Below are 26,567 nucleotides of genomic sequence, written 5' to 3'. Positions count from 1 at the left end.
CCCCGCCGACCCGGACCGGGGTGCGGTCAGAGCTTCTCCGTCAGGAGCTCGTGGACCGTCGTGACGAACGGGTCGGTCCGGTGCACCCGCCGGGTGCACATGGCCGCCAGGGCGGTGCCGGTGTCCGGGCGGAAGCCGAGGAACATCTGCTGCCCGAGCGTGGCTCCCGCGTGGAAGCAGACCGGCCCGCGCGGTGACGGGTGGCGGAACCAGGTCAGGGTGTGGGTGTGGGCGTGCCGGAGGCCGCGCCGCAGCAGCGGGCGCCGCACGTCCGCGAACGCGGCGGCGGGCGGCCGGGCGGGAGCGGCCGCTCCTCCGGCTGCTCCCGGCAGGTGTGCCTCCAGGAACGTGAGCAGGTCCTGCGGTGTCGCCCGGACCGCTCCGGCGGCGGTGAATCCGCCGGTGTCCATCGCGGGCAGCGGACTGCCGTCACGCCGGTGCCCCACCGCGTCGCCGCAAGGATCCCCCGGACCCAGCCGCGTGCCCGCCAGACCGAGCGGGCCCAGCACCTCCTGCTGGAGCAGCGCCTCCCAGGGTGTGCCGGTGGCGGCCGCCAGGGTGTGTCCGAGTACGGAGACGGCGAAGTTCGAGTAGTGCCAGCGGGTCCCCGGGTGGTGGCGCGGGCGCGCGCGGAGGAACGCCCGGACCACCCGGTCGGCCGGGTAGCGGCTGTAGGGCGCGGTGGACCACCGGGGCAGTGCCTGCGGGTAGAAGTCGGCCGGCAGCGCGGGGAGTCCCGAGGTGTGGGTGATCAGATGGCGCAGGGTGATGGCGCGCAGGGCGGGGTGCACCGGGTGGCCGGGGGCCAGCAGTTCGGCCGCCGAGTCCTCGTACCGCAGACGGCCGTCCGCGACGAGGGCGGCCAGCAGGAGCCCGGTGAAGGGCTTGGAGGCGGAACCGAGTTCGTAGCGGAGCGGGTCGCCCGGCGGCACGCCCCCGCCTGACCGGAAGGTGCGGTGGCCGCGGTGGCTGAGCGCGATCACGAGGCCGGGCGCGTCGATGGTGCGGGCCGCCTCGGCCAGCAGCCGGGCCCGCTCGCCCTCGTCCCCGGACGACGGGACGGCCGGGGCCCGGCGGACGTCCTGCGGGGCGGTCACGCGGGAGCCGGGGCGGCGAGGTCCGACAGGGCGCGGGACAGGGCCAGCGCCGAGGCGAACGCCGCGACCAGCGTGGGGTGGTAGACGAGGTCGAAGACGGACTCCTCGTCCCCCTCCGGCATGGCACCCATCACGGGCATCGCCCCGTCCTCCTGCTGGGCGCCGGCGAATCCCTCCCAGGCGGCCGGGTCCAAAGCCGGCTCGGGCAGGCAGGCGTCGACGACGAGCAGTTCGCCGAGCAGGTCCCAGCGGCCCAGGTCGAGCCAGTCGTCCAGCCACACCGGCAGCCAGAGGGCGAGGTAGTCCGCCACGTCGGCGGGCAGCCCGGCCGGATTGGCGCCCCAGTCGGTCAGATGGAAGACGGTGTGGGTGATGTCGTAGCCGATGTTGCCCTCGACGGTCCACGGCTCGGGCCGCCGGGACAGCCAGGTGCGCCGGTACGCCTCGTCGAGCGGCATGCTCGGCTCCACTCCGAAGCGGCGCTCCATGGCGCTGAGTCCGAGCCGGCGCACCGGGACGACCTCCAGCGCGCCCCAGCTGTCCAGCCGGTGGTTCAGCCGGACGGCGGCCTCCAGGGACGGCTCGCGGAACCCCAGCTCCCGGAACGGGACGTAGACCTCCATCGGGACGGGGCAGAGCGGTTCGCGCCGCTGGCCGTCGACCAGCCGGGCTCCGGAGCCGAGGAGTTCGTGCCAGGCGTGGTCGAGGAGCTTGCGCGCCAGCGCGGCCTGCCGTGACCCGGCGACGCCTTCGCGGAAGATGACCTTGCTGATGAGCGCCAGTTCACCGAGCGGCTTGAACCGGTCCAGGACACCCACCTCGGGAGGCGGGTCGTCGTCGAGCCGGAACCCCGCCCGGTGGTCGTAGAGCCATCCCAGCGCCCGCGCGCCCACGTCATGGATCTGCTGGATGCCGCTCATGCGGCAGCTCCCTTCGTGCGGGTCATACGGCGGCCCCGGTGACCGCCGCGGCGGCATCGGCCCGGTGCCCGGTGAGCCGCCTGAGGCACAGCGCGGCGGCGAACGCGGTGACCAGGGTGGAGTGGTAGCAGGCGAGAAAGGGATACGGATCCGGATCCGGCTCGGCGTCCGCTCCCGCACCGCCCGGCGGGTCGGCCCGCACCGTGGGGCCCGTCTCCGGTACGGCGCCGCACGGGGCCTGTGCGGCGGCGAGCGCGGGCCAGGCCGCGTCCAGCAGATCCGTGGGCGGCGGCCCCGGCAGGGCAGCGGCGACCGCGAGCAGTTCGCCGGTCAGGTCCCACTGCCGGCTCTCCAGGCAGCCGTCGACCCAGGGCGGCAGCCAGGCCCGCAGATACGCGTCGATGTCTGCGGGCATCCGCTCGGGAACGCAGCACCAGTCCGTGATGTGGAAGACGGTGTGGGTCAGCGCGTAGCCGGAGGGGCCCTCGAACATCCACGGTTCGGACAGCCCGCCGAGCCAGGTGCGGGCGAGGACCGAACCGGCGTCGGCGTGGAGGGCGTCACCGACCCGCCGCTCCGAATTGAGCAGCCCCAGCTCCCGGTTGGCCTGCTGCTCGGTGCGGGCCCAGCCCCGGGTCGTGGCGAGCGTCCCGGCCAGGCGCTCGAAGCCCTCATTGCGCAGCCCGTGTCCGGCGAAGGCGGCGTAGATCTCGTACGGGTACGCGGCGAAGGGTTCGCCGCGCAGCAGCTCCAGCAACAGGTCGCCGCCGTGCACCTGGTCCCAGGCGAACATGACGAGGTCCCCGGCCGTCCCGTGTTCCGGGGCGTCGGGGGCGGTGCTGCGGCGGATCGTCGTGCAGAGCTGGGCCAGTTCGCCCAGGGGTTTGAGGGTGCTGTTGACCTGGGTGTGCGGCTCCAGGACGTCCGGGGGGAGCACGAAGCCCGAGCGGTGGGCGTCGGCCCAGCCGAGCGCCTGCCGCAGCACGCGGGGCAGGACGGACAGTGCGGCACCCGCCGTGCCGCCGGGGGCGGTGACCGCCGATGCCGTCACCGCGCCCGCCCTTCGGCCATCAGCCGGGCGGCCCGCACGTGCAGCGCGACCCGGGGGTCCGTGCCGCCCATGAGCTCGACGAAGTCGAGTCCGCGGTCCAGGCCCAGCGTGTCGGGCCGGCCTTCGAGACCGGCCAGCCAGCGGCCGGCGCCCGCCGCCTGGAGCCAGTTGCGCCGCCGTACCGCGCGCACGAAGCCGCGCGACAGATCGACGACCCGGTGGGCGGCGGCCCGGTGCACGGCCGACGAGACGGCCGGCACGGCGAGCGGTGCCAGCACGGAGAGCTGATGGGTGAACGCCTGCCAGGGAGCCCCTTCGAGCCACGCCGCGTCCGGCTCGGCGGTACCGGGCCCGGTGGGCGGCAGCTGTCCGGCGGCGGTGGCCGGTGCCGTCCGGTCCAGGGCCGACCGCATGCCCCAGTGGCTCCAGGCCGTGGCGTCGGAGGCGTCGGGCCGGGGCGGGAACTCCCGCACGGCACGGTGGAGCACGGCGAGGTCTCCGGGATGCGGATGGTGGCCGTGCAGCACGCTGGGCAGCAGCAGATCGGCGCCGATCACGCGTACCGCGGCGATTCCTGTCCGGTTGTCCTCGTCGATTCCGGCAGCGCCGCACACCGTGGCGAGGTGGTCCCCGCTCCGAAGAGCGAGGACCACCTCTGTTGCCAGGTCATGCACGGCACCCGCGAGGGGGGACGAGGCATGTGTCTGGTCCATGTGCTACCGACTAGCCCTTCTTCGGGCGGGGGGTCGGCGGCGAGAGCAGCAGTGCGGAGCCGCCTCCGAGGAGGGCGAGATACGCGCACTCGCGGGAGTCGCGGTAGAAGCCTTCGGCCTCGCCCGGGTTGAGCGCCGCGTCGAGGTCCAGCTCAATGTCGGTGGCAGTGGATTCTGTGGTGTACATGGGTGTTGCCCCGTCCTGTGGGAAATGGGGGTTGCCGTACGTTTCGAGTGAAATAGAGGAAATGCAATGCCGCAAATCAGACGAACCGGTAAAGAAGCTTCCCCATTCAATTGAAAAGTAAATCCATACACCTCGCACCACCAAGCCGACCTGCGGAAACGTGCATTCCACTCACTCGATCAGCGAGTAGTGCGCGGGGCGCATTCAGCCGGAAGAGCGTGCACCCGGGGCCGCGAAAGAATCGCCTTCTCGAGTCGGTGCCGGTGCGGCCGTCACCGGCTGTTCGGATGCCTCGCCCGAGGTCGTGACCGCGCCCTGACCGGCGGAGGACCGCGGCGCCGAGGAGCCTTCCGCCGCCGGCTCGGACCGGCTCAGCCACAGGCCCGTGAACACGGCGGTGACCAGAGTGACGGCACCGGCAGCGAGGAAGGCGCTGTTGAGGCCGGCCTCGAAGGAGGCACCGCCGGATTGCCGGGTGCGGACGACGACTCCGAGTACCGCCACACCGAGCACCGCGCCGATCTGCCGCGTGGTGCTGCTGATGCCTGAAGCGAGGCCGCCCTCCTGCGGGCTGACCGCCTGGATGGCGGCTCCCGTCAGCGGGGACAGGGTCAGGGCGAAGCCGATGCCGACGACTCCGAGCCGCCACCACACGTTCCCGTAGCCGGTGTCGGCGTGCACCATGCCGAGCGCCAGCAGCCCCAGACCGGCCAGAGCCAGGCCGACGGTCACCACGATGCGGAAGCCGTAACGGGCGGCGAGCCGGCCCGCGTACGGGCTGACGATCACCATGCCGAGGGACATCGGCAAGGTCTGCAGGCCCGCGCGCAGGATCGAACTGCCCTGGACGTAGACGAAGAACTGGGAGAAGAAGAACGACGAACCCATGAGCGCGAACCCCACCACGACCATGGCGGTGTTGGACACGGTGAACAGACGCTGCCGGAACAGCGGCAGCGGCAGCATCGGAGCGGAACGTCGCGCTTCGACGGCGACGAAGGCGGCGAGGAGGATCACCCCGGCAGTGAAGCTGCCCAGGATCACGGGCGCCGTCCAGCCGCGGGCACCACCCTCGATCAGCCCGTAGGTCAGCGCCCCCACCGCCAGCACGGACAGCACCGTCCCCGGGACATCGATCGCCGGGGCGTTCGGATTGCGGGTCTCCTCGAGGCTGCGCAGACCGAACAGCAGAAGAACGACGCCGATGGGCACATTGACCAGGAAGATGGCGGGCCAGCCGAAGACATCCGTCAGCACGCCGCCGGCCACGGGACCGACGGCCAGACCGAGTCCGCTGAGCCCGGCCCACAGCCCGATCGCCTTGATCCGTTCCTGCGGCACGGGACAGGCGGCGACGAGCAGGGCCAGCGAGGCGGGGCTCACCGCCGCGGCCCCGACACCCTGCAGCACCCTGCCGGCGACCAGCCAGCCGACCGAGGGCGCGAGACTGCACATCACCGACGCGACGGTGAACACCGCCACACCGGTCAGGTACACCCGCTTGCGGCCGAACCGGTCGGCGAAGACACCGCCGGACAGCAGCAGCATGGCGACCAGCAGCACGTACGCGTCGACGATCCACTGCAGACCGGTCAGCTGCGTGTGCAGCCGCTGCTGCATATCGGGCAGCGCCGCTCCCACGATCGTGTTGTCGAGCAGGACCATGAACTGACCCAGGCAGGTCACCGTGAGCAGCGCGCTCCGGCTCTGCCGACTGCCTACGGACGCAGGCGATGCGGTCAAGGGAGTTCCTCTCCATCGTCGATTGCGCCCCTCCGTGGCCGAAGCGGCCAACAGCGAGCACACTAACGCAGTCGTCGACTGCGTTAGTTGACTGTACGGAGGATCGCCCCGTAAACGCAAGTCCTGACTGCGTTAAGGTGAGAGAATGAGCGAACAACAACGAGCCCGGCGGCCCGGCGGGCGCAGCGCGCGCGTCGCCGCGGACGTGCACCAGGCCGTCACCGACCTGATCAACGAGCGCGGCTACGGCAACTTCACCGTCGGCGAGGTCGCGTCCCGCGCGGGCGTGGCCGACAGCAGCATCTACCGCCGGTGGGGCAACCTGGAAAGCCTGCTCTCCGACGTGGCGCTCGCCCGCCTGGACGCGCAGTCACCGATGCCCGACACGGGAACCCTGGCCGGCGACCTGCGCACGTACGCGCACCAAGTGGCCCGCGAGATCACCGGCCCCGACGGGCTGGCGGTGGTGACCCTGGCCGTCGCCCTGTCCAGGAGCGGCCGGCAGGGCCGGCAGGCGCGCGACGACCTCCTCGCCGCACGCACCGGCCAACTGCAGTCCATGCTCGACCGCGCGACCGAACGCGGCGAGCCCGCCCCTGCCGCACTCGACGTGCTGGACCACATCATGGCCCCGATGTACGTACGCCTCCTGCTCGGCGTCGGCCCGCCCACCCCGGAGTACGTCGACGGGCTGGTCGACCGGTTGCTGTGATGCGGCCCCGGCCCGTGGCGAACGGGACAGACGCCCGTGATCAGCCCCGGGACAGTGCGCGAGCTACGGGAGCGGCCGTGTGATGGCGCATCGGGGGCCGCGTCCCACACCGCGGGCGGGGTCGACGTCACGTACCAGAAGTCGTAGGGCACGCCCGCGGGCGCGAGGAGGGAAGAAGTCCTCGCTGCCCATCGCGGGGCCGAAGTCGAGCACCGTGGGTGGTCCGAACAGTTCGCGGTGCACGGCGGAGCTCTCGCCGTCAAGGACGGTGTCGTTGACGGTGTTCGGGTAGCCGGGCCGGACCGTAACCTCCGGCAGGGTCGGGCAGCCGGCAGTCCGGCACTCGCCCTCCACGATGCGGCGGACGGCTCCGAGGACGCGGTCCCGCACACGCGCGTCCTGGGTGCGCAGGTTCGGGGAGAGCCGGGCCTCGGCGGGGATGATGTTGTGCTTCGTACCGGCGCGGAACTGTCCGCCCCGTGCCAGCACGGGGCCGCCGGGCTTCCGACAGGGACCGCGAGCGCCCGTCTTCCCCGACAGTGCCGGCCGCTCAAGCGGTTGGACCACCAGTGAATATGATCTGTGGCATGTCGAAGCCTGACGAGTTGCTCGTAGATCTCGCCGCCCTGGTGGAATCCGGGCAGAGCAATCAGATGTCGCTGACCGTGGTCACCGGTGGTGCTGTCATCACCGGTCGGCTGGCTCCCGAAGCCGTGTGGAGACTGAGGGTGTCGGAGGTGCTCCAGGATTCGGACCGCTTGAGCGATTTCTCCGCCGCCTTCAAGACCCCCGCGAAGAACGACGGGGCGCCTACACATCTGCACTTCCATGTCGCCCGGATCCTGCAGGGCACGGTGGGGATCCCGGAGACGGGCGGGATGTACCGTGTCGCGATCGAGGACGTCAGCGCCTGGACCGTGGGCGACTTCAGCTATTCCGATCACTGAGCGGCCACCGCGGCGTGGACCCGTCGCAGGACGACTCCGAGCAAAAGGATCCGTAGGCGCCGGGTCCCGCCGCGCCGGACGACCCGAGCGGAGAGGGTCCCCCTCCTTCCAGGCAGGATTCAGTCCCTGGTGACGCGATTCCGGTGATCAGCGCCCTGTGGAGTCGGGGCGGTGGCTGTCGGCAGGTCGGGGTGGAGGGTGAAGACCCGGTCCAGGCCGATGATGCGCAGGATCCGGGCGGTGTTCGCAGGGACGGCGGCCAGCGCTATGTCGCCGCTCTTTTCCGTAGCCAGGTTGCGTGCAGCCAGCAGCGCGGTGATACCGCTGGAGTCGCAGAATTCCAGGCCGGCCAGCTCAAGGACCAGCAATCGGCCCCGTATCCCGGGGAGACTGTCCACGACTCGGCGGAGTTCGGGTGCCGTCGCGTGGTCGAGGTCACCAACGATCCCCAGCACGGGACCGGTTGCTGAGTCTCGGGCAGTGATCGTCAGTCGGCTCATGTCAGGTCTTGACTCGCGGGAGTGGTACGCGGGGCGGGTACGCCGAGGGCGAGCAACGCTGTGTCGTCGTCGAGTCCCTCACCGAAGCCGGCGAGCAGGCCGGAGAGGGCGATGATCAGGGCCTTCGGTCCCGCAGCCGGCTGTGCGGTGGTGAAGGCGCGGAGGGCTTCGTCACCGTAGAGCTCACGCTCGGGTCCGGTACGGGCTTCGGTCAGGCCGTCGGTGTAGAGCAGCAGGGTGTCGCCGGGGAACAGCCGGGTGTGGGTGCGTGTGAACTCCGCCTGGGGCAGGACGCCGATGAGCATACCGCCGGGGGTGGGCAGGTAGTGCGCGGTGTTGTCGGCGCGTTGGACCAGCGCGGAGGGATGGCCGCCGGACGCCAGATGGACGCTGGCGTGGCCGGTGCCTGGGTGGAGGACGCCGAAGACGGCGGTGCAGTAACGGGTGTCGCCGCTCCGGTACCGCTCGTGCAGCACGGTGTTCAGGGTGGTCAGCACGGCCACGGGGTCCGGGTCGTGCAGAGCGGCTGCCCGGAGCGTGTAGCGAGTCAGGGAAGTGACTGCGGCGGCCTGGGGCCCTTTGCCGCACACGTCTCCGAGGAAGAACGCCCATCGGTTCGCACCGAGGGGGAACAGGTCGTAGAAGTCCCCGCCGAGTAGATCCGGAGAAGCGGTGTGGTAGTAGGCGTCGGCCTCCAGGCCCGCGACCGTGGGCAGTTCGGCGGGAAGCAGGCTCTGCTGGAGGACCGCGAGAGCTTCCTGAAGCCGCTCTCGGTCGGCCTCCGCCTGCCTGCGGGCTTCCTCGGCTGCCTGCCGTGCGCGCAGCAGCTCGGTCTCGTAGGCGCGGCGGTCGCGGGCGTCGAAGACCGTGGTGCGGACGAGCATCGGTTCGCCGTCGTGACTGGTCTTCACCTTCGAGGTGACGAGCACCGGCATCCGTTGCCCGTCGGCGGTCTTGATATCCAGGGCGATGCCGCCGACCTCGCCGTTCATCTGCAACAACGGTGCGAAGTGCGTCTCGTGGTAAAGCCTGCCGCCCACGGTGAGCAGATCGGTGAACCGCATCCGGCCTGCCACCTCGCGCCGGGTCAGGCCCAGCCACTCCAGCAGAGTGGTGTTGATCTTCGCGATGGTGCCGTCCATCAGAGTCGACAGGTAGCCGCACGGAGCCTGCTCGTACAGCTCCTCCGCGCTGTCCTCCAGCAGATCGGTGAAGGCCGCCCCCGTGGCCTCCGTGCCCTTGTTCTGCTCCTGTTCCGGGTCCTGGTCCTGGTCGGTGCGGCACATCATCGGGTCGGTTCCATGAAGTCGGCGATCGCCCCGGCTGTGGCCTGCGGAGCACTCAGTTGGGGACAGTGCCCTGTCGCCTCCAGCGTGACCAGCCGGCTGCCGGGAATCGCGGCGTGGACATAGGCACCCACCTCGCGGGGGGCGATCACGTCCTGCGTGCATTCCAGCACCAGCGTCGGCACCGCCACCGTCTTCAGGTCTTCACGACTGTCCGACAAGAAGGTCGTACGGGCGAAGACCCGGGCCATGTCGGGGTCGGTCGCGCAGAAGGATGCGGCCAGCTCCTGGCCGAGTTCCGGCCGGTCCTCGTTCCCCATGATCACCGGGGCCATCGCCGCCGACCAGCCCAGGTAGTTCGACTCCAGCGACTCCAGCAGTTCGTCGATGTCGTCCGCGCTGAACCCGCCCCGGTACCCGTCCTCGTCAATGTAGCGGGGCGACGGGGCCACCATCACCAACCGGGAGAACCGCTGGGGCGCCTGGGCCGCTGCGAGAACCCCGACCACGGCACTGACCGAATGCCCCACGAAGGTCACTTCCCGCAGGTCGAGCTCCTCGCAGACCTCCAGCACGTCCAAGGCGTAGCCGTCCAGTGAGCTGTAGCGCTGCTCACTCCACGCGGAGAGGTCCGAGCGGCCGGATCCCACGTAATCGAAGAGCACCACCCGGAAGGTCTCACCCAGCATGGGGGCCACCAGACGCCACATGTTCTGGTCACAGCCGAACCCGTGCACCAGCAGGAGTACGGGCCCGTCCTCTCGGCCGGTGACGGTGACGTTGTTCCTGCGGCGGATATCCGTGCCTGCCGGATTCCCGCTCCTCGGGGCGAGCGTGCCGAACCCGCCACCCCGCCCCGAATCGGCGCCCGAGCCGAAAGCGGGGCCGTCGGGCCGACTGCTGGAGGAGTGATCATCCATGGGCAGGGGGTTCATCCAGAACCTTCCTCGATATGGCACGTTCAAGTAATTCCATCGCGCAAGAGTCGTGCCGGGATCGAATGAACGAGTCGAATGAAACGCATGAGCATGTCCGACTCGCGGTGAATCTGGTACGAATGAAAGGGTGAAATCGAAATAGCTCGAACCAGACGCCACTCCGGGAGAGCCAACACCGCTTGATCATGCCTGTCGGCGATGATTCCTGATTCCTCACGCGTGAATCCACTACGGGAACACCCCACAAGGCGAGTCCGGACACACTTGGAGTCCCGGCGCCGCGGAACGCGTGTCGAAGTCAGACGGGAACGATATTCTCGGCCGTCGGGCCCTTCTGACTCGGCGCGATGTCGAAGGTGACCTTCTGACCTTCGAGCAACTCGCGGAATCCCTCGGCAGCGATGTTCGAGAAGTGGGCGAACACGTCCGCACCGCCACCATCCTGCTCGATGAAGCCGAAACCCTTTGCCGCGTTGAACCACTTCACAGTGCCGGACGCCATGTCATATCTCCTCTGGGGCAGTACGCAGGACCCGCAATGCACGGATGCCGGGTCGCCGAGATGATGCCCCTCCCGGAATGACCGGAAATACAGAAGCGCTTCCAACGCCCGAAATGGTCGTTGGAGGCGCCTGAAACTCGGGAACCAACACTGCAACGGAGGCCGACAGTACCATGCCATAGTAACCGGCGTTAGTCGCAATTCAATTCGGCTCATTGACGTAAAAACACTGCGGGCGCGATGCGCCAAACCCTCACTTCGCGGCCGTAGTTATCAATCCACCCGGAGCACAATTTGTTTCAGCAGGAGCGGTCGCACTGCCTCAGGACTCGGGCAGACCGGACGGGCCGGCGGCCCGGCGGTATTCGGCGTTGATGCGCTGGGCCTCTTCGAGCTGGTCCTCGAGGATGACGATGCGGCAGGCGGCCTCGATGGGGGTGCCCTGGTCGACGAGTTCCCGGGCGCGCGCGGCGATACGCAGTTGATAGCGGGAGTAGCGGCGATGGCCGCCCGCGGAGCGGAGCGGGGTGATCAGACGAGCTTCGCCGATGGCGCGGAGGAAGCCCTGTGTGGTGCCGAGCATTTCAGCGGCCCGGCCCATGGTGTACGCGGGGTAGTCGTCGTCATCGAGACGGCCGAACGAGTCGTCTGCTGTCATTTGCACCTCTCTGTGGAACGCGTGGAGGGGCCCTGGTGCCATATGGCACCAGGGCCCCGAAGGAACTGCTACACCATCTGCCGGCCTTGAGTGCTGCGCCGGCTCATTTTTCCGCATGTCCCGACGTGATGCAGTCGGGGTGCGGGGATCGCGGTTGCTCGACCGGAGACCACCTCACTATCGATGTCCTGCGGTACCCGGGCCCAGTCATTCCACCCGGGCGATCCCGATGGCGCACTCCTCCGTTCTTCCCTCTTGATCAACTGCTTGCCGAACAGGAACTACGTGCTCCTGGTCCTACGAACTGCTCGTGGCCTCGTCACAGCACCACGCTCCGGCAGCCAGCCCCGTCGCCCGTCCTGCATCTGCGCCGGCTTGGAACCCCACTACCGAACCTCCCAATACGCGCGTCCGCAGTCGACGCCTTTACCGAGGAACTACCGATACCGCACTGCTGGGTACTGCGAACTGCATCATCTGAACTGCTACAGCGGTCCAGCTCATGGCAGCCCCTGACCACTGCGGGCCACCCGGTCCGGCCGTCAGCCCCGTCGCCGTCCTGCAACAACCCTGGCTTCGAAACTCCACCACCGCACCGTCCTGCGCACTGCAACTGCGGTACCACTGCCTGGCAGTTCATCTCTGCCGGGCCTTGCTCGATCTCGGCTACGAGAGAAACCATAGCCACGCCGCAGCCCAATGTCTACTCCGGACATCATAGATTTTCCTGCACCGGCCAGCGAGATAGTCGACCTCTACCGCCGATGGGGGCACGCCCCCGCCGCCCCGGCCGGGCTACGAAGTTTTCACCGACGCCGGCACCGCGAACCTGCCGAAGAGCATGTGCTGTCACCGCGCCGGCGGGCATCCAGCCCGGTGCGGCCGCCTGCAAAGTCCCGACCAGGACTCCGGTGCTCCGCAGTTGGAGTCGCAGCGCTTCGCCGTCGCCATGGGTACAGGGAGCGGCGGTGGCCTCAGGAGCGGAACGGCAGGTGGCAAACGGCGGGAGCGACGCCGGGGCGGCCGTCGCCGCCCGCAGTCCGGAAGGGACGCCTGTGCTGCACCTGATGGAGAACTTGGCAGGGATGCCGCGTTCCCAGGACCGCCCCTCGGATGCTCCTGGTGCCGGCACAGCGTGGCGTGCACGATCCCGCCGCACTTGAGCGGCCGCCGCCCCGCCCGGTGTGCATCGCTGGAAGCACGCTGCTGCCCGACACCCCGATTGAGCCGCACTGTCTGACCCGGGACGATACATAGCGCGCCGTCAGAACCAGCGTTGAACGAGCGTCAAGACGTTTCCGTGCCCGGCCCGCAGACGTCGAGTCAACCTGCATTCCGTTATACGAAGTCACAGGTCAGACAGGCAGCGGGAGCGTGCGCCATGCTTCACGTGATAGATCTGCGGAAACATGTCGGCATGCCCCGCCCGCAGCCTGGGAAATCAGAAAAAGAGCAGGTCAGATGCCCTTTGTGGCAGGCTCCAGGATCGCGACGCACTCCACATGGTGCATCATCGGGAAGACGTCGGCATCGGATGCCGGTGAGAAATCGCAGGTCAGAACGCCTTTTCAGGTGTTCCTTCCCCCGCTCGGTGGAGCCGGAGCGTCAAATGAGCGTCACGACTCGACACAGCTCTCGTCTCAGGACTCCCAGAACGGCCTCACAGCCGGCGAAACCATCCCGCCAAGCAACCATCGCGGCTTCGGCGGCCCGAGCGCGTACGTGGCCCGCGATCTCTACCGCGCGCAGGCTGCTTCCAGCCTGAACCGCAACGCCGTACCGGTCGTAAAACTGGGCACGCGCGTGCCCAGCCCATCCGTCGTCGTGCGTCAGGAAATGGGGAACCAGGCCGAGAGACGCTTGGCGATGACCGGGACGTCGACGTTGTCCTGCGCGACGTCCTCGACGAACGGTCCGGCAACGGATACGGGAGGCGGGGCGATACCGGCACTGACGCCGTTGAGCCGCAGGAAGACGCGCATGGCGAGCCAGGCAGTGCGCTTGTTACCGTCGATCAACGCGTGATTGCGGGCAACGGAGTGCAGCAGCGCCGCAGCCTTCTCGTGCAGTGTGGGATAAAGCTCGGCCCCGAACACGGCGGTCCGGGGCCGTTCGATCGCAGATACCAGAAGCCCCATGTCACGCACGCTGTGCTCCGTGCCGTTGACCTTACGGGCAATGGCGAGGATCTCGTCGATCTGGATGTAGCGCACCTCGGTCACTTCAGGTAATCCAGGATCTCCACATCGCTGTCCATCAGCTCGGCCAGCACGTCATCGACCTTCAGCTCTGCCCGGTCCTGGGCGTCACGAATGGCCTCAATCGCAAGCTCCTGCTTGCTGCGGCGCTCACGACGAGCACGCTCGGTGAGCTTGGCGTCAAGGTCATCGGGGAGTCGGAGTGTCATCGCCATACAACGATGATACCAGGCTGGTATCTATGCGGCGAGACGATACAAGCCACTCGAGACTTTGGACCACGAAGCCACGGCCTGAAGCCCCGGACGGGCCATACGCGGCAGCTCGCGCGGCCGCTGAGGAGGGGCAGCGGGATGCCCGTGCCTGAGTCGTCGACCCCGCACCGATGGTCCGGTCCATGCGGCCACCAGCCGGGGATGTCCGTGGGGTCAGCCCTCCATGGAGTGTTCCCCGAAATTCCGACACCTGGACGCTGGATGTTTCGTCACCCAGGGGATTGACAGGCCCCTCGCCGGTCAGACCCGGCAGGTGCCACTCGCAAAAAGCTTGCGCACCACCGGCTCCCACAGCGGGCTCGTGCGGGTCACGCATGGGATGACATGCGCCTCGCCTCTGCATGAGTGTGTGCGGAGATGGACGCGCTTCGAGTATCTACGTCCACGCGACGGCCACGACCGCTGCCCCAGCCGTGAACGACCCGACGGCGTAGAAGGCCCACGGTTGCTTGTTTCGCATGCCCACGAGGGCGGTCACCGCCACCAGGACGTCCAAGGCCAGTTTCACCGCCATCTTCGCGTCAACCACCGTCAGGTCCAGGGATATTCGGGTCCAGATGAGTCCCGTACCGGTGACCAGTTGGACGACCGCACTCGTCAGCATGTAGCTGCCGGCCACCGGGTCTTTTCCTCTCAACTGGAAGAAGAAGCCACCCATGAGCGCGGCGAACCCGAAGAGGTGGAAGACAAGGAACACGTACCGAATGATCTCCATGCCAGTGATCTTTCTATAGATTCAGAACCGAGTTGATGATTCTTCACAGGAATTCGGCCACGCCCGTATCACTCTGCCGACCGCTGACGTCACGACCCGCAGCGCCTGTCGGGTCGTCACGGACAGGTCGCTGTCGCCGCGAACCCTGACCCGCGTGAGACCTTCGAACTCGGGCCGTTTCAGATGACGTCGAACTCGGATCGATGACCCAGGGAGAGTTCAGCGCAAGGTGAGCGGGGTCTCGGATGCGATGCGGGAGAGCTTCTCAGGGTTGCGGACGACGTAGAGGCCGGTGATGCGGTCGGCCTGCACATGGGCTGCGATGATGCTGTCCAGCTCACCGTCCAGGTGGACCGCCAGGGCCGGGCTGCCGTTGACCATGGTGTGGCTGAAGGCTATCGGGATCGTGTTCCTGCCGAGTCCACCGGCCAAGAGGCGGGCCACCTTGTCGGCGCCGACGATCGGCCGCAGGGCGGCGTGCTTCACGCCGCCGCCGTCACCTATGTAGACGATTTCAGGCGCGAGTATGTCGAGCAGACCCTGAAGGTCCCCGCCGTTCAGTGCCCGCACGAACGAATCCACGGCCGCCCGCGTCCGGCGCTGGGAAACGACGGTGCGCGGGCGCCGGGCATCGACGTGCCGACGTGCCCGGTGCGCGATCTGACGCACAGCTTCCGGGGACTTGTCGACCGCCGCCGCGATCTCGTCGTAGCCGACGTCGAAGACCTCCCGCAGCACGAAAACGGCTCGCTCGGTCGGCGACAGTGTTTCCAGGACCAGCATCACCGCCATCGAGACACTCTCGGCGAGTTCGACGTCCTGGGCCACGTCCGGCGTGGTCAGCAACGGCTCCGGCAGCCACGGACCCACGTAAGACTCCTTGCGCCGGGACATGGTGCGCAGCCGGTTGAGCGCCTGCCGCGTCGTGATCCGGACCAGGTACGCACGCTGGTCGCGCACCTGCTCAAGGTCGACCTCGACCCACCGCAACCAGGTCTCCTGCAGGACGTCCTCGGCATCGGCCGCCGAGCCGAGCATTTCGTACGCGACGGTGAAAAGCAGATTACGGTGCGCGACGAATGTCTCGGTCGCGCCGTCCATGACGTGATCATCACTCATGACCTGATCCTCTCCCTCCCGGTCCGTCCGCATCTAGGAAACCTGTTCGGCAACCGGCACTTCGGAGCGCATGGCCTCCAATGCCTCCCGGCGTCCGGAACCTCCCTTCATGCGGTGAAGGCTGTACCCACCGGGCTTGTGTGCCTCGTCAGCCAAGTGCTTCACGATGCCCTTGCACACGCCTTCCTTCATCTTCGCGCCGAGCCGACCGCCGACGTGGAACCAGATCGCGACGTCGGACCTGTTGCCGAACTGGAAGATGCCGGTGGCCCGGCCCAGGCTGATGCACTGCGCTCCGAACGACTGGTTGAGGGTCTCGGGCTGTTCACCCGCCAACCGGCTGAGCACCGTGTCGGCGGCCCGCGCGCCCAGTGGCATCGCCGTCTGGCAGCTCATCCGCAGCGGCAGACCCGACGGTGCCGCCGAGTCCCCGGCCGCGACGATGCGGTCGTCATCCACGCTCGTCAGCGTCTCGTCCGTGAGCAGGCGGCCCAGGGCATCGGTGCTCAGCGCACTGCGGGAGGCCAGGTCCGGCACGCCGAAGCCTGCGGTCCAGATGGTCACCGCGCTGGGCAGCTCCCGGCCGTCGGCAAGCCGTACCGCATCCCGTGTCACCGCCGTCACCCTCGTGGCGGCTCCTTCCACGATCTTCACCCCGAGCGCCGCCAGTCGCCCGGCCACTGACCGTCGACCCCTCCGGTGCAGGTACGGCCCAAGCACCCCACCGCAGACGAGGGTCACGCTGCGGCCCTGATCCGCCAGCTCGGCGGCGGTCTCGATGCCCGTCGGACCGGCTCCGACCACCGTCACCGCGGCCGACGCGGGCGAGGCCTCGAGGACCGGAAGCAGCCCCTGCGCCTCCTCCAGGCTCGCGAGCGGGTAGGCGAACTCGGCCGCCCCGCGCACCTGAGGGTCGGCGCTGCCACTACCCACCGCGTAGACCAGGTAGTCGTAACCGACCACACCACCGCTCGCCAGCTCCACACCGCGCCCCGCCGCATCGATCCGCGTCACGCTGTCGACGACCAACCGCACGCCCGCAGCCAAGACCTCCTGGTAGCCGACGACAGCGGCGTCGGTCCCGCCGACCAGTTGGTGCAGGCGGACCCGGTGGACGAAGGTCGGGCGCGAGTTGATCAGCGTCACGGTCACGTCGTCGTGCCGCGTCAGGCGATTGGCCGCCATGACACCTGCGTACCCCCCGCCGATCACCACGACGTCGGTGTTCTCAAACATGATGTCTCCCTCGTTTCGAGCGGTTCGAGCTCAAGACACCGCCTGCACGCCCCCTGTGACATCGTGTGACCCAGATCTCCATGCGCGTGCTCTGCCGGCCCGCCGACTGCGCCTTCCTCGCCGACTCCCACAAGGGCCGCGCGCACACGGCCTTCTACAGAGTGCTGCTGCTGGCAGCGGGATGCCCCCAGGCCACGCACCGTGATGCGCGTCTGCTCCTACTCAGAACGAGGACGATCAGCCCGATGGCTGAAGTTCTAGGCGGTTTTGAGGAGTTGCTTCCGCAGCAGGGTGGCGCCGGACTCGGCAAGCCAGTCCCCGAGCGTCCGCAGTCCGGGATGGATGATGCGCAGGGTCTCGATGTCTGCATGCCAGCGCGATCCGGCTGCCCAGCGCTCCCGGACCTGAACGATCTCGGGGTTGAGTGCCGCCGCCTCGGCGTGAGTGATCTGCTCGTAGCGAATGGCGGCACCAGTGGCCTCGCTGATCGCGGCAACCGCTTCGACAGGGGTAGGGGCATCCCCGGCCAGCTCCAGAGTCCGTCCAGCGAACCGGTCCGGCTGATCGAAAGCCAGCGCCGCGAACTCGGCGATGTCCTCCACCGCGATGATCTGGACAGGTTCGTACGGCGGGAAAATGTGTCGGTGCACGCCCTGGGCGATGCCGTCGAGACCGATGGGCGTCGAACCGAGAAAGTTCGACATAAACCGCACCGGGCGCAGAACCGTCACCGACCGGATCCGCTCACGCAGGTAGTCCTCGATGCGTCTCTTCCCCTCGGAGCCACCTGGACGACCCGGCGTGGACGCGATGCCCGAGAACACGACGTGCTCGACTCCCACTGACGCCGCGGCATCGATCAGGGCCCGGCCGCGGGTGAACTCACGCTCCACGTCGGAACCGGCCGGTCCGAAGGCCACGGGCGGTACGGCGAACAGTGCCGCTGCTCCCTCCAGCGCAGCAGGCAGACTCGAACGGTCATCGAAGTTGCCACGCACGAGCTCGGCTCCTGCGGCTTCAAGTGATGTGGCGGCGGGTGCCGTCGTGTCCCGTACGAGCGCACGGACCGGCCTTCCGGCCGCCAGGAGCCGGTGTGCGGTGGCGCCGCCCTGCCGACCGGTCGCACCGGTCACGACGACCAAACGGTCACTACTCATATCGTCCTCCGCCTCGGGATGGTCGGTGGGCCCAGTCGGATTGGGCCCGGGGCCGATGTGGAATGCTCCACCCATTTCAGCGGCACGGACAAGGAATTACGTGACATGACCGCAGCCCCCCAGGACGCCGGTCGGGCCGATGCCCGCCGTAACCGCAGGAAGGCACTCGCCGCCGCTTCGCAAGCGTTGGACGAGCACGGCCCGGACCTCTCACTCGGCGCGATCGCGCGGCAGGCGGGGGTCGGCGCCGGCGCCGTGTACCGACACTTCCCAAGTAAGGAGATTCTGCTGGAGGCCGTACTTGTCCAGCAGGTCGACGACCTGGTGGAGACCGCTCGGCAGTGGGCGGCCCGCTCGGATCCTGCCGCGGCATTCTTCGGCTTCCTCCTGGAGGTCGTCGAAACGTCCCACGGGCGTCATCACGCATGCGATGCCCTGACCACGCGAACGACCTGGCCACGGCCGCTCTTGGCCGCATCGACACGGCGGTTCCGCCAGGCACTTGAGCAACTGCTCCGCGCCGCACAGCAGGCTGGTGGGGTCCGCACCGACGTCACCATGGACGATGTCGCGGCCTTCACCGTCGGGTGCGCGACGATACGGGCCGCGCACCGCGACCGGAACGGCGGCACCCGCATGGTGCGGCTGGCACTGGAGAGCCTGCGGGCCTCCTCGTTCGTAACGGAAGGGGGCGGGTTTCGTTACTCTCCCCGCGCGCCTCACGGAGCATCACGGTGCGAGGAATGCGGGGTCCGGCTCAAGACCCGGTCCACCGGGCGCCCGGCGCGCTACTGCGGAGCGACCTGCCGACAACGAGCGCATCGCCGCCGCCTCGGCACGGCAACGCGTTCCTAAGGGCTATCGCCCGTAACGCCCACGCCGCACATAAGGCGCCCGCTCAAAACCGCAGGTCAGGCACCCTTAGCGACCGGCTCAAGGATCGCCACGCACTCAACGTGGTGCGTCATCGAAAAGATGTCGCATAATCGGACCATCACAAAACCCCAGGTCAGGCCGCATTTTCGGCCGCATCCACCTGCCCCAAACCCCCTTGGAGCGTCAAACGAGCGTCAGGCGACTACGTCTAACCAGCCCTTCCGGACCGGACTGGCTATGGACATCACGTCGATCTCGACAGACGGGGCAGCAAGCGCGAGGACTCACCGTTACGCCCAGCAGCCACTTGTGCACTGCACGCAGTGGGGGCCACCTGATAGTCGCCCTCCAAAGTGGCGCGGCAGCAGTCTCCCCATCGTCGCGGAGTCCGGTAACCGGAGCCTTTCCCCCACGGGCTACGCGACGAGGGCCGGGCGGGCATCCATGCTTTCCCAGGCATCAAGTACCGCTTCGTGGGCTCCCGGCTGGAGATGCGCATAGCGCTCGGTTGTCTGGTAGTTCGCGTGTCCGAGCAAGTGCTGGACCTCGTACAGCGAGACCCCTGTCTGGACGAGCCAGGAGGCGCACGTATGGCGCATGGTGTGCGGCGAGTAATGCGGTACGAGCCGCCGCTCACCCGCAACGTCGAGATAGTAGGCGCTGTCCAGGGCCGGCCACCACGTGTACCGGCGCCAGTTCCCGTCGTTCAACGGTCGCCCGGCACGGCCTCTGGTAAGTGTGGTGAAGACCAGGTCATCGGAAGCGAGCCCGCGCATATGGCACCCGAGGGCGTCGAGGACGTTGGGCGGGAGCGGGACTTCACGCCGGCTTTTCGTCGTCTTCGGGTACGGCTTGACGCCGTTGCCCGTGTTGACGTCAACGACAAGCAAGCGGGACCGATCACGGTCGACGCTGCGGCAGCGGAGTCCGGTGAGCTCGCCCCAGCGCAGCCCGGTGTAGAAGCCCAGCAAACACATGGTGCGCCAGGCCGACGGTAGTGAGCGCAGCACGCTCTGCGCCTGACTGGGCGTGAACCATTGCGGCGGGTGGTCCGGAATACGTGGCAGCGTGATGCGTCGGCATGGACTGATCGCAAGCAGATCATCGTCGACGGCCGCGCGCAGCACTGACGACGTCAGATGGTACGACCGTTTGGCAGCGGACGGCCCCACCCCCTTGTCAGCGAGCAGGCGAATCCACGTCTGCACGTCGATCCGCTGGATGTCCCTCAGCTGCCAGTCCGCCCAGTACGGCAGGACGTGATTCCTCAGAGTGGACTGGTCACCCCGCCGCGTCCGCAGAGCAACCACCCTCGCGTTCCACCAACGTGCGTGCCAGTCCCGAAAGCTGACCGCGGTTCCCCTCAGATCCCGACGGCCACGGAAGCACACACTCGCCTCTCGCTCGATACCCCAGGCCCGGGCCTGCACCCTCAACGGGAACGTCGCAGAGAAGCGCCTGCCCGCACCATCCCGGACCGTAGCCTGCCAATTGCCCGAACTCAGCCTCCGCAGATACAGACGAGCTCCTCACCTAGCGGCCGCACCAGCGTCAGCAGGCCAGCCCCTCCATGAACCTTCGCCAAGACCGATACGCCAGAGCCAACCGTCTCAGGCGCCACGTCCCTCAGATGCCATCAGAAACCACCCGGATCAGCACGGTGGGGCACAGGCCGTCTCCGCCAACTCGCTGTTCGACTCTGCGACCCTTCCGATCGCTCCTCACAGAGCTGGCGTAGCCCTAGCCCCTCGAGCGCGTCACTAGGTTTTGATCAGCCGGAAGGGGCGCTCTGGGCTACCGCCTTGAGGCCGTCGATCCACGCCTCGACCTGGGCCGTCGACGCGGAACCGGGCAGGCCCGTCATACGGAGAGCCATCGGGGGCAGGTCGGCCTTCGTGGGGATGAGAACGACGATCGACGCGAGGTCGTAGCTCCGTCCCGGCACCAGGTCGGGGCAGAAGAGCTCGGTCAGCTCCGCGGTCGCCCGTTGGACGGCGCGTTCCTGGCGCGGCAGGCGGTCGGACTGCTCGAACGCGGACAGTGCCGCCCGGTGACGCTCCAGCAGGTGCGGCTCCGCGGCAAGGAGGGAGTAGCCGCGCTCGCGGACCTTGTCGAGCAGCGCGCTGTGAAGCTCGCGGCTCTCCCGGCTGTCGTCCGGTGCGCGTCGCAACCATTCGTCGACCGCCGTCAGGGCCGCGTCCACCATGAACACGGCTCCCATCGGAGGAATGACCGGCTGCCGGTGCCCGAGCGGAGGTGAGTCATCGGCCGAACCCTGATTGGTGGCGAGCACCTGGACCGCGTCGTCGCGGATCCTGGCGAGGACACTGCAGTTGACCGAGAATTCGGTGCTGAGCTCCTCGACCTGAGACCGGATGGTCTCGGCGAGGTGCGCTGCCTGGATCAACTCGGGGTCGGGGGCGGCGACGAAGGACCCGGGCGAGAAACGCCCGTAGCCGCCCTGGAAGAAGAGCAGCGGCAGCGTCGACCGTTCGACGGCGAGATCCTGGACCCGGCCCAGCACGATGAAGTGGTCGCCCGCCTCACGGACCTCCTCAAACGTGCACTCGATCCACGACACCGCTCTGTCGAGAATAGGCGCCCCCAGCGGACCGGGCCGCCAGCCCACACCGTCGAACTTGCCTTCTTTGCTGGTCGCGATCTGTCGGCAGAGCGGCTCCTGGTCGGATGCCAGGACGTTGACGCAGAACGCCGAGGCGGTCCGGAGTCGCGCGAAGCTGCGCGAGCCGCTCGCCGGGAAGAAGGCGATCAGCGGTGGATCGAGGGAGACCGACGAGAAGGTTCCGACGACCATCCCGTCCGGTGCCCCTTCGTCCGTCACCGCTGTGACGACGGCTACCCCGGTCGGATAGTGCCCCAGGGTCTCGCGGAAAAGGGTGGCGTCGATGGGCCGGGACATGACTACTCCATCTGATCTTGGACGGCATGGGACTCCCGCCGAACGAACTCTTCAAAGGTCGTGGGCTGCCTGCCGAGCAGCCACGTGAGCACGTTGGCGTTCCCGATGAAGTCGTGACTGCTGTAGCGGGCGCTGATCGCTTGCAACACCTCGGCCTGGTACGGCACTTCGTCGAGGCTCTCTACCCTGAGGGACGCCTTGAGGAAGACGTCGGGGGCGATCTCCTCGGCGGTGACCTCACGGCCCGTCACCTCGGAGATGACGCGCGCGAGGTCGTACGCCGTGTAGCGACCGGGCGCCACGAGCTCGTAGGTGGCGCCCGCGTGACCGCGAGGGTCGGCCAGGACGGCCGCCGCCACCTGCGCCACGTCGTCGACGTCGACCATCGACTGGTAGCGGTCGAGCGTCCACGACAGGCGGAACACGGCCTCCTGGAAGGCGGGCACGAGCCGGTGGCGCAGCATGTAGTTGGCCGGCTGGAGGATGGTGAACTCCAGGCCCGACGACACCAGGTACTCCTCGATGTCGCGCTTGATCTCGTGCTGGATCAGGTCCGTGATGATCGCGTGCAGCACCGAGCTGAACACGAAGTGCGTCACGCCCGCCTTCTTCGCGGCGTCGACGGCCGCGAACCCCGTCGCACGCTCGTCGGGATGAAGGGCGGGCCCGACGTAGTAGACCGTGTCCACGCCGCGCACGGCACGCGTCAGTACCGCCGGATCGGAGAGGTCTCCGACCAGGACGTCGCTCACGCCGGCGGTGCGGAGTGCCCGCGCGGACTCGTCGGAGCGGACGCAGGCGCGCAGTTCGGCTCCTGCTGCCACCAGCCTCGGGATGAGGCGCTTTCCTTGGTTGCCGTTTGCGGCGGTCACGAGAATCACAGGTGCACCCACTTCTACTTCTTGGTGATCGCCTTCAGGAACGTGATGTCGCCCTTCTTGGCGAACTGGTGCAACCCGACCGCGTTCATGTCCGGCTGGTGCTCGCGCTGCGGCTCGGGCACCGAGGGGTTACCGGTCCACGACAGCAGTCGGCAGACGCGTCGCTTGATGCGCCAGCCGTCTTCGGTGCGGACGAGTTCGTCGTCGTAGTAGCCGGTCCCCGTCCAGGTGGGCCCGCCTTCGGCCGCCTCACGCACGAGGATCCAGGTGCCGTAGCTGAAGGCGTTCGCCGTGTCCCCGTCGACGTTGACCAGCTGGCCCATCATCGTGTGGACGTGGCTGTCGAGGCTGTCGTGGAAACCGGCGAAGGACGTCTTGAACTCCTCGAGGCCGATCCAGGCGGCTCCGGCCGGGCCGAAGACGGCCTCCACGTCCGTGGTGAAGACGCGGCCGAACAGGTCCCACTGACGCGTGTCGAGTGCGAAGGCGTACATGTTCAGGGCCTCGATGATGGCGGCCTTGTCGTCGTTGCTCATGCGTGTGTCCCTCTTCTTCTTTATCGGGTGTCTGACGCCGGGCAGGTCGAAAGGACCTCGCCGAGCTGAAGGTGTGGCGCGGTCCGCTACGACGACCGTTCGAGGACGCCTGCCGACGACTGGGCCTCGACTCCGCACAGCGCCCGTCCGATGTTCTCGGTCCAGGTGTCGATGCCGTGCGCCGCGTGCAGGCTGCCCGCGCGGCAGTTCCGGGCGATCAACTGGAGCGGCTGCCGTTTGGCGATCGCCGAGGCTCCGGACGCGCGGAAGAGCGTCTCGACGGCGGAGCTGCACGCGTCCCATATGTAGGCGACGTCGGTGTGGAGTTGGAGGGTGTCGCGCTCGGACGGATCCGTCCCCTCGGCCTCCAGGCGGTCGAGCCCGGCCACCGCGGCGTCGGCCACCGCTCCGACCGCGCCCAGGAACACCTCCATCGCGTGGTCGGCCATGCCGAGCGCGACGCCCGCGCCCGTGACGAGCGAGCGGGCGAGGCCCCCGCGGCGCGGCCCTTCGCCCCGCGCGGTGAGCTCGCCGATCCGTTCGGTGAGCCGCTTCGGGGTGCTGAAGTGCTCGTCGGGGACAAACAGTTCGCCATCCGTCGCCATGGTCTGGCTGCCCGTGGCGGCCATCCCCATCGCGTCCCAGTCGTCCCGTGCGACCAGCGATTCCTTCGGGACGAGCACCATGCCGAGCTTCGTGTCGTCCGTCTCGTCGTAGAAGACGGCGAGGTAGCCGTGGGACGCGTGGACGCTCCCGGTGGAGAACGGCCAGGCGCCCTCGATCATCCAGCCGCCGTCGACCTGCCGCGCGGTCCCCGCCATGCGCCGGCTGGTGCCGGCCACCGCGAACGTGCGGTTGCCGGTCCAAGGGGCCTCGTACACCGGCGCGACAGTGTCCTCGTCGAAGGCGAAGCTCCACAGGTTCCCGCCCGCGGCCGCCCACACCATCCAGGCCGTCGCCCCGCATCCCGAGGCGAGCGCACGGAGGATGTCGTGCAGTTCGCGCGTCGTGAAGTCCGCTCCCCCGAAGCGCTTCGGCGCCGTCAGGCCGAAGACGCCGGCCGCGTCGAGGCGCTCGATGCTCTCCTGGGGAATGCGCCGCTCCCGCTCGGCCGCGGCCTGCTGGGCACGCAGCCACGGCCGCAGCTCCACGACGCGATCGACGATCTCCTGGCCCTTCGGCAGGCCGGTGTCGATGATCGCGGCCTCGTCGTGTTCCACCATGGTTGCGCTCCTCGTCCTGGAAGTCGCCGGTGCGTCGCGGACCCCGCTCATGACGGGCGATCCGCTGGATGGCCGTCTGGAACGTCGTCGCACGGACGACGCCGACCCGTCCGACTCCCGCCGTGCGGCGGCGGTGCGGCCTCGTCGGACGGGGTGGCGGCCTGAGAACCATCATTGAGAGCCCTCACATTTTCTGTCAACACTTTGGCACGGAGTGAATGATCAGGCACCCCAGCCGACGAGACGTAGGACGATGGCCCGACAACACCCATCAACCAACTCTCACGTGCTGTTACTAGAGGTCTGCGCGCACTCAGACCGCCTACCCGCCGGGGAGCCACTGGATTCACGCCTCCGCGCGACAGACAGTCCTCAATGATTTCCGCGCTAAATGTTGACACTTTGCGAGAGGGGCTCTTACGGTGCGTCGCACAGCCCCTTCTCTCCGGCCGGCGCCGACGCTCCCTCTCAGCAGCCTCGTCCGCCCTCCGACGATCTCGGCCGCCGCGCGTCCCTGACCGGCAGCCCAGCCAGAAACGAGTTCACGACCGTGCCGATCGACATCACCCGGCTCACCCAGGCCCAGCCCTTCCAGCCCGCCGGCCACCACGGCGTCGGGCCTGTCCATCTCTTCGGCGGCAAGGACTACGACGGCGCCGTGACGACGGCCCTGTCGCACTACCTCCCCGGCGGCCGTGCCGACATGTCCCCCGTCCCCGCGGAGACGCTGTACGTCGTCCTGACCGGCACACTGACGCTCGACTCCGAGGGCGACACCCACGACCTGCACCCCCTGGACGCGGTGCGGCTCACGACCGGGACGCTCCGCAGTGTCGAGAACCGCACGAATCTGCCCGCGAGCATGCTGGTGATCCGACCCAACTCCGCGGCTGGACAGGCGGACAAGACGGTGGAGGCCCGGTCATGAGCGGGCCCCTCGACGGGCTGCTCGTCGTCGACCTGTCCCGTGCGCTCGCCGGTCCCCAGGCCGCGATGATGTTCGGCGACCTCGGGGCCCGTGTGATCAAGGTCGAGAGTCCTTCCGGGGACGACAGCAGGTCCTGGGGGCCGCCGTTCGTCCACGCCGAGGACGGCGCCAGCGCCACGGAGTCGACGTACTTCCTGTCCTGCAACCGGAACAAGGAGTCGATCACGCTCGACCTGAAGCGTGCCGAGGACGCACAGGTGCTGGCCGCGCTCATCCGGCGGGCGGACGTGTTGATGGAGAACTTCAAGGCCGGCGCCCTGGGACGTCTCGGGTTCGGCAGCGAACGGCTGATGGAGCTCAACCCGCGCCTGGTGGTGCTGTCGATCAGCGGTTTCGGGCACGACGGCCCTGAGGCCGGCCGCGCCGGGTACGACCAGATCGCGCAGGGCGAGGCGGGGCTGATGTCCCTCACCGGGCCGGATGCGGACCACCCCCAGCGGATCGGGGTGCCGATCGCCGACCTGCTCGCCGGTATGAACGGCGCGTTCGGCGTGCTCGCGGCGCTCCGGGAACGCGAGCGCACCGGCCGGGGGCAGATCGTGCGCACCTCGCTGCTCGCCTCGGTCGTCGCGGCCCATGCCTTTCAGGGGACGCGCTGGACCGTGGGCGGCGAAGTGGGCACGGCGCAGGGCAATCACCACCCGACCATCGCGCCCTACGGGCTGTTCCGGTGCGCGGGTGGCAATGTGCAGATCGCCTGCGGGAACGACGCCATGTGGCAGCGCCTGTGCGACGCGTTCGGCATCCACGCCGACGACCCCCGTCACGCCACGAACCGCGACCGGGTGGCCCACCGCGACAGCGTCGCCGAGCTCCTGGAGAGCGTGTTCGCCGACCTCGCTCCGGACGAGCTGCTGCACCGGCTCTCCGACGCCGGGGTCCCGGCCGGCCGGGTGCGCTCGCTCGACGAGGTCTACGAGTGGGAGCAGACCCGCTCGCAGCGGCTCCTCATCGACGTCGAGCATCACGGCGTCGGAAAGATGAGCCTGCCGGGTTCGGCGCTGCGGATGTTCGCCGTCGATGCCGCGGGGTCCGAGACCGAGACGACGCGCGTCGACCACTGCCCGCCACCCGTTCTCGGCGCCGACGCCGACGCCGTCCGGGAGTGGCTGGAGAGCCCGCAAACGCACTGACCCACCTGGCTGCGCCCGTGCCCCATGAACGACAAGTCCCCATGAATGACGAGTCC

At 68.6% G+C, this 26,567-nt stretch carries 28 protein-coding genes; 5 read left to right on the top strand and 23 right to left on the bottom strand.

What is annotated here, in order from left to right; translation table 11 throughout:
* Nucleotides 1-26 precede the first annotated feature (26 nt).
* The 6 genes from OG408_RS30350 to OG408_RS30325 all read right to left on the bottom strand — a co-directional run bounded on the left by OG408_RS30350 (nt 27) and on the right by OG408_RS30325 (nt 5,711).
* The gene (locus OG408_RS30350; RefSeq protein WP_442806074.1) at nt 27-1,097 is read right to left on the bottom strand and encodes a serine hydrolase domain-containing protein; all 1,071 of its coding nucleotides are present in this window, start codon (nt 1,095-1,097) and stop codon (nt 27-29) included.
* Complete coding sequence (locus tag OG408_RS30345; protein WP_266783876.1) at nt 1,094-2,017, bottom strand: DUF6895 family protein; 924 nt, start codon at nt 2,015-2,017, stop codon at nt 1,094-1,096. Before OG408_RS30345 ends, OG408_RS30350 begins: the two co-directional genes overlap by 4 nt.
* A gap of 22 nt (nt 2,018-2,039) precedes the next feature.
* Nucleotides 2,040-3,068 carry a DUF6895 family protein gene (locus OG408_RS30340; RefSeq protein ID WP_326673038.1) on the bottom strand — a complete coding sequence of 343 codons (1,029 nt, stop codon included), beginning with the start codon at nt 3,066-3,068 and terminating at the stop codon, nt 2,040-2,042.
* The gene (locus tag OG408_RS30335; protein ID WP_326673037.1) at nt 3,065-3,781 is read right to left on the bottom strand and encodes a hypothetical protein; all 717 of its coding nucleotides are present in this window, start codon (nt 3,779-3,781) and stop codon (nt 3,065-3,067) included. The genes OG408_RS30340 and OG408_RS30335 overlap by 4 nt, the downstream gene beginning before the upstream one ends.
* A 10-nt stretch (nt 3,782-3,791) precedes the next feature.
* Nucleotides 3,792-3,968: a hypothetical protein gene (locus tag OG408_RS30330; protein ID WP_266783870.1), complete on the bottom strand. Its 177-nt coding sequence runs from the start codon at nt 3,966-3,968 to the stop codon at nt 3,792-3,794.
* A gap of 204 nt (nt 3,969-4,172) precedes the next feature.
* Nucleotides 4,173-5,711, bottom strand: a complete 1,539-nt coding sequence (locus OG408_RS30325) for an MFS transporter (RefSeq protein WP_266783868.1) — start codon at nt 5,709-5,711, stop codon at nt 4,173-4,175.
* A 145-nt stretch (nt 5,712-5,856) separates the two neighbouring features.
* Here OG408_RS30325 and OG408_RS30320 point away from each other — a divergent pair, with 145 nt between their 5' ends.
* Nucleotides 5,857-6,423: a TetR/AcrR family transcriptional regulator gene (locus OG408_RS30320; protein WP_266783866.1), complete on the top strand. Its 567-nt coding sequence runs from the start codon at nt 5,857-5,859 to the stop codon at nt 6,421-6,423.
* A gap of 63 nt (nt 6,424-6,486) precedes the next feature.
* Here OG408_RS30320 and OG408_RS30315 read toward each other — a convergent pair whose 3' ends face one another.
* Nucleotides 6,487-6,912: a hypothetical protein gene (locus OG408_RS30315; protein ID WP_326673033.1), complete on the bottom strand. Its 426-nt coding sequence runs from the start codon at nt 6,910-6,912 to the stop codon at nt 6,487-6,489.
* A gap of 98 nt (nt 6,913-7,010) precedes the next feature.
* Between OG408_RS30315 and OG408_RS30310 the strand changes: the two genes are divergently transcribed.
* The gene (locus tag OG408_RS30310) at nt 7,011-7,370 is read left to right on the top strand and encodes a hypothetical protein (protein ID WP_266783864.1); all 360 of its coding nucleotides are present in this window, start codon (nt 7,011-7,013) and stop codon (nt 7,368-7,370) included.
* 119 nt (nt 7,371-7,489) lie between these two features.
* Here the strand turns inward: OG408_RS30310 and OG408_RS30305 are convergent, their stop codons facing one another.
* The 11 genes from OG408_RS30305 to OG408_RS30255 form a co-directional block, all read right to left on the bottom strand.
* On the bottom strand, nt 7,490-7,870 hold the full coding sequence (locus tag OG408_RS30305) for an STAS domain-containing protein (protein WP_326673031.1): 381 nt from the start codon (nt 7,868-7,870) through the stop codon (nt 7,490-7,492).
* Nucleotides 7,867-9,156: a PP2C family protein-serine/threonine phosphatase gene (locus OG408_RS30300; protein WP_442806147.1), complete on the bottom strand. Its 1,290-nt coding sequence runs from the start codon at nt 9,154-9,156 to the stop codon at nt 7,867-7,869. Before OG408_RS30300 ends, OG408_RS30305 begins: the two co-directional genes overlap by 4 nt.
* The gene (locus OG408_RS30295) at nt 9,156-10,091 is read right to left on the bottom strand and encodes an alpha/beta fold hydrolase (RefSeq protein WP_326673027.1); all 936 of its coding nucleotides are present in this window, start codon (nt 10,089-10,091) and stop codon (nt 9,156-9,158) included. The genes OG408_RS30300 and OG408_RS30295 overlap by 1 nt, the downstream gene beginning before the upstream one ends.
* Before the next feature lie 301 nt (nt 10,092-10,392).
* Nucleotides 10,393-10,596 carry a cold-shock protein gene (locus tag OG408_RS30290; protein WP_219567376.1) on the bottom strand — a complete coding sequence of 68 codons (204 nt, stop codon included), beginning with the start codon at nt 10,594-10,596 and terminating at the stop codon, nt 10,393-10,395.
* Between the two features lie 322 nt (nt 10,597-10,918).
* The gene (locus OG408_RS30285) at nt 10,919-11,254 is read right to left on the bottom strand and encodes a MerR family transcriptional regulator (protein ID WP_219567375.1); all 336 of its coding nucleotides are present in this window, start codon (nt 11,252-11,254) and stop codon (nt 10,919-10,921) included.
* A 1,829-nt stretch (nt 11,255-13,083) separates the two neighbouring features.
* Nucleotides 13,084-13,476 carry a type II toxin-antitoxin system death-on-curing family toxin gene (locus OG408_RS30280; protein ID WP_266783847.1) on the bottom strand — a complete coding sequence of 131 codons (393 nt, stop codon included), beginning with the start codon at nt 13,474-13,476 and terminating at the stop codon, nt 13,084-13,086.
* Nucleotides 13,473-13,667: a ribbon-helix-helix protein, CopG family gene (locus tag OG408_RS30275; RefSeq protein ID WP_326673022.1), complete on the bottom strand. Its 195-nt coding sequence runs from the start codon at nt 13,665-13,667 to the stop codon at nt 13,473-13,475. Before OG408_RS30275 ends, OG408_RS30280 begins: the two co-directional genes overlap by 4 nt.
* Nucleotides 13,668-14,103: 436 nt before the next feature.
* Nucleotides 14,104-14,442 carry a hypothetical protein gene (locus OG408_RS30270; RefSeq protein WP_266783843.1) on the bottom strand — a complete coding sequence of 113 codons (339 nt, stop codon included), beginning with the start codon at nt 14,440-14,442 and terminating at the stop codon, nt 14,104-14,106.
* A gap of 219 nt (nt 14,443-14,661) precedes the next feature.
* On the bottom strand, nt 14,662-15,543 hold the full coding sequence (locus OG408_RS30265) for an RNA polymerase sigma-70 factor (RefSeq protein ID WP_442806073.1): 882 nt from the start codon (nt 15,541-15,543) through the stop codon (nt 14,662-14,664).
* 51 nt (nt 15,544-15,594) lie between these two features.
* Nucleotides 15,595-16,797: an NAD(P)/FAD-dependent oxidoreductase gene (locus tag OG408_RS30260; RefSeq protein WP_266783839.1), complete on the bottom strand. Its 1,203-nt coding sequence runs from the start codon at nt 16,795-16,797 to the stop codon at nt 15,595-15,597.
* A gap of 257 nt (nt 16,798-17,054) precedes the next feature.
* Nucleotides 17,055-17,954 carry an NmrA/HSCARG family protein gene (locus OG408_RS30255; RefSeq protein ID WP_285568932.1) on the bottom strand — a complete coding sequence of 300 codons (900 nt, stop codon included), beginning with the start codon at nt 17,952-17,954 and terminating at the stop codon, nt 17,055-17,057.
* Nucleotides 17,955-18,059: 105 nt separating this feature from the next.
* On the opposite strand from OG408_RS30255, the gene OG408_RS30250 reads away from it, so the two are divergent.
* Nucleotides 18,060-18,809 (top strand): helix-turn-helix domain-containing protein, encoded by a 750-nt coding sequence (locus tag OG408_RS30250; protein ID WP_326673018.1) that lies wholly within the window; start codon nt 18,060-18,062, stop codon nt 18,807-18,809.
* A gap of 437 nt (nt 18,810-19,246) precedes the next feature.
* Here OG408_RS30250 and OG408_RS30245 read toward each other — a convergent pair whose 3' ends face one another.
* The 5 genes from OG408_RS30245 to OG408_RS30225 form a co-directional block, all read right to left on the bottom strand.
* The gene (locus OG408_RS30245) at nt 19,247-20,140 is read right to left on the bottom strand and encodes a tyrosine-type recombinase/integrase (protein WP_442806072.1); all 894 of its coding nucleotides are present in this window, start codon (nt 20,138-20,140) and stop codon (nt 19,247-19,249) included.
* 461 nt (nt 20,141-20,601) lie between these two features.
* Nucleotides 20,602-21,750: a flavin reductase family protein gene (locus OG408_RS30240; protein WP_326673016.1), complete on the bottom strand. Its 1,149-nt coding sequence runs from the start codon at nt 21,748-21,750 to the stop codon at nt 20,602-20,604.
* A 2-nt stretch (nt 21,751-21,752) separates the two neighbouring features.
* On the bottom strand, nt 21,753-22,622 hold the full coding sequence (locus tag OG408_RS30235; RefSeq protein ID WP_326673014.1) for an SDR family oxidoreductase: 870 nt from the start codon (nt 22,620-22,622) through the stop codon (nt 21,753-21,755).
* Between the two features lie 23 nt (nt 22,623-22,645).
* Nucleotides 22,646-23,167 (bottom strand): nuclear transport factor 2 family protein, encoded by a 522-nt coding sequence (locus OG408_RS30230; protein WP_326673012.1) that lies wholly within the window; start codon nt 23,165-23,167, stop codon nt 22,646-22,648.
* An 86-nt stretch (nt 23,168-23,253) separates the two neighbouring features.
* The gene (locus tag OG408_RS30225; protein ID WP_326673010.1) at nt 23,254-24,390 is read right to left on the bottom strand and encodes an acyl-CoA dehydrogenase family protein; all 1,137 of its coding nucleotides are present in this window, start codon (nt 24,388-24,390) and stop codon (nt 23,254-23,256) included.
* A gap of 550 nt (nt 24,391-24,940) precedes the next feature.
* Between OG408_RS30225 and OG408_RS30220 the strand changes: the two genes are divergently transcribed.
* Together OG408_RS30220 and OG408_RS30215 are read left to right on the top strand one after the other, a co-directional pair.
* Complete coding sequence (locus OG408_RS30220; RefSeq protein ID WP_326673008.1) at nt 24,941-25,318, top strand: cupin domain-containing protein; 378 nt, start codon at nt 24,941-24,943, stop codon at nt 25,316-25,318.
* The gene (locus tag OG408_RS30215; protein WP_326673006.1) at nt 25,315-26,511 is read left to right on the top strand and encodes a CaiB/BaiF CoA transferase family protein; all 1,197 of its coding nucleotides are present in this window, start codon (nt 25,315-25,317) and stop codon (nt 26,509-26,511) included. Before OG408_RS30220 ends, OG408_RS30215 begins: the two co-directional genes overlap by 4 nt.
* Nucleotides 26,512-26,567 lie beyond the last annotated feature (56 nt).

Origin of the sequence: Streptomyces sp. NBC_01257 (genome assembly GCF_035917255.1) — a bacterium.
In the GTDB taxonomy this organism is placed as follows: domain Bacteria; phylum Actinomycetota; class Actinomycetes; order Streptomycetales; family Streptomycetaceae; genus Streptomyces.
Note: the sequence above shows the minus strand (reverse complement) of the source record. Positions and strands in the feature narration are given on the sequence as shown.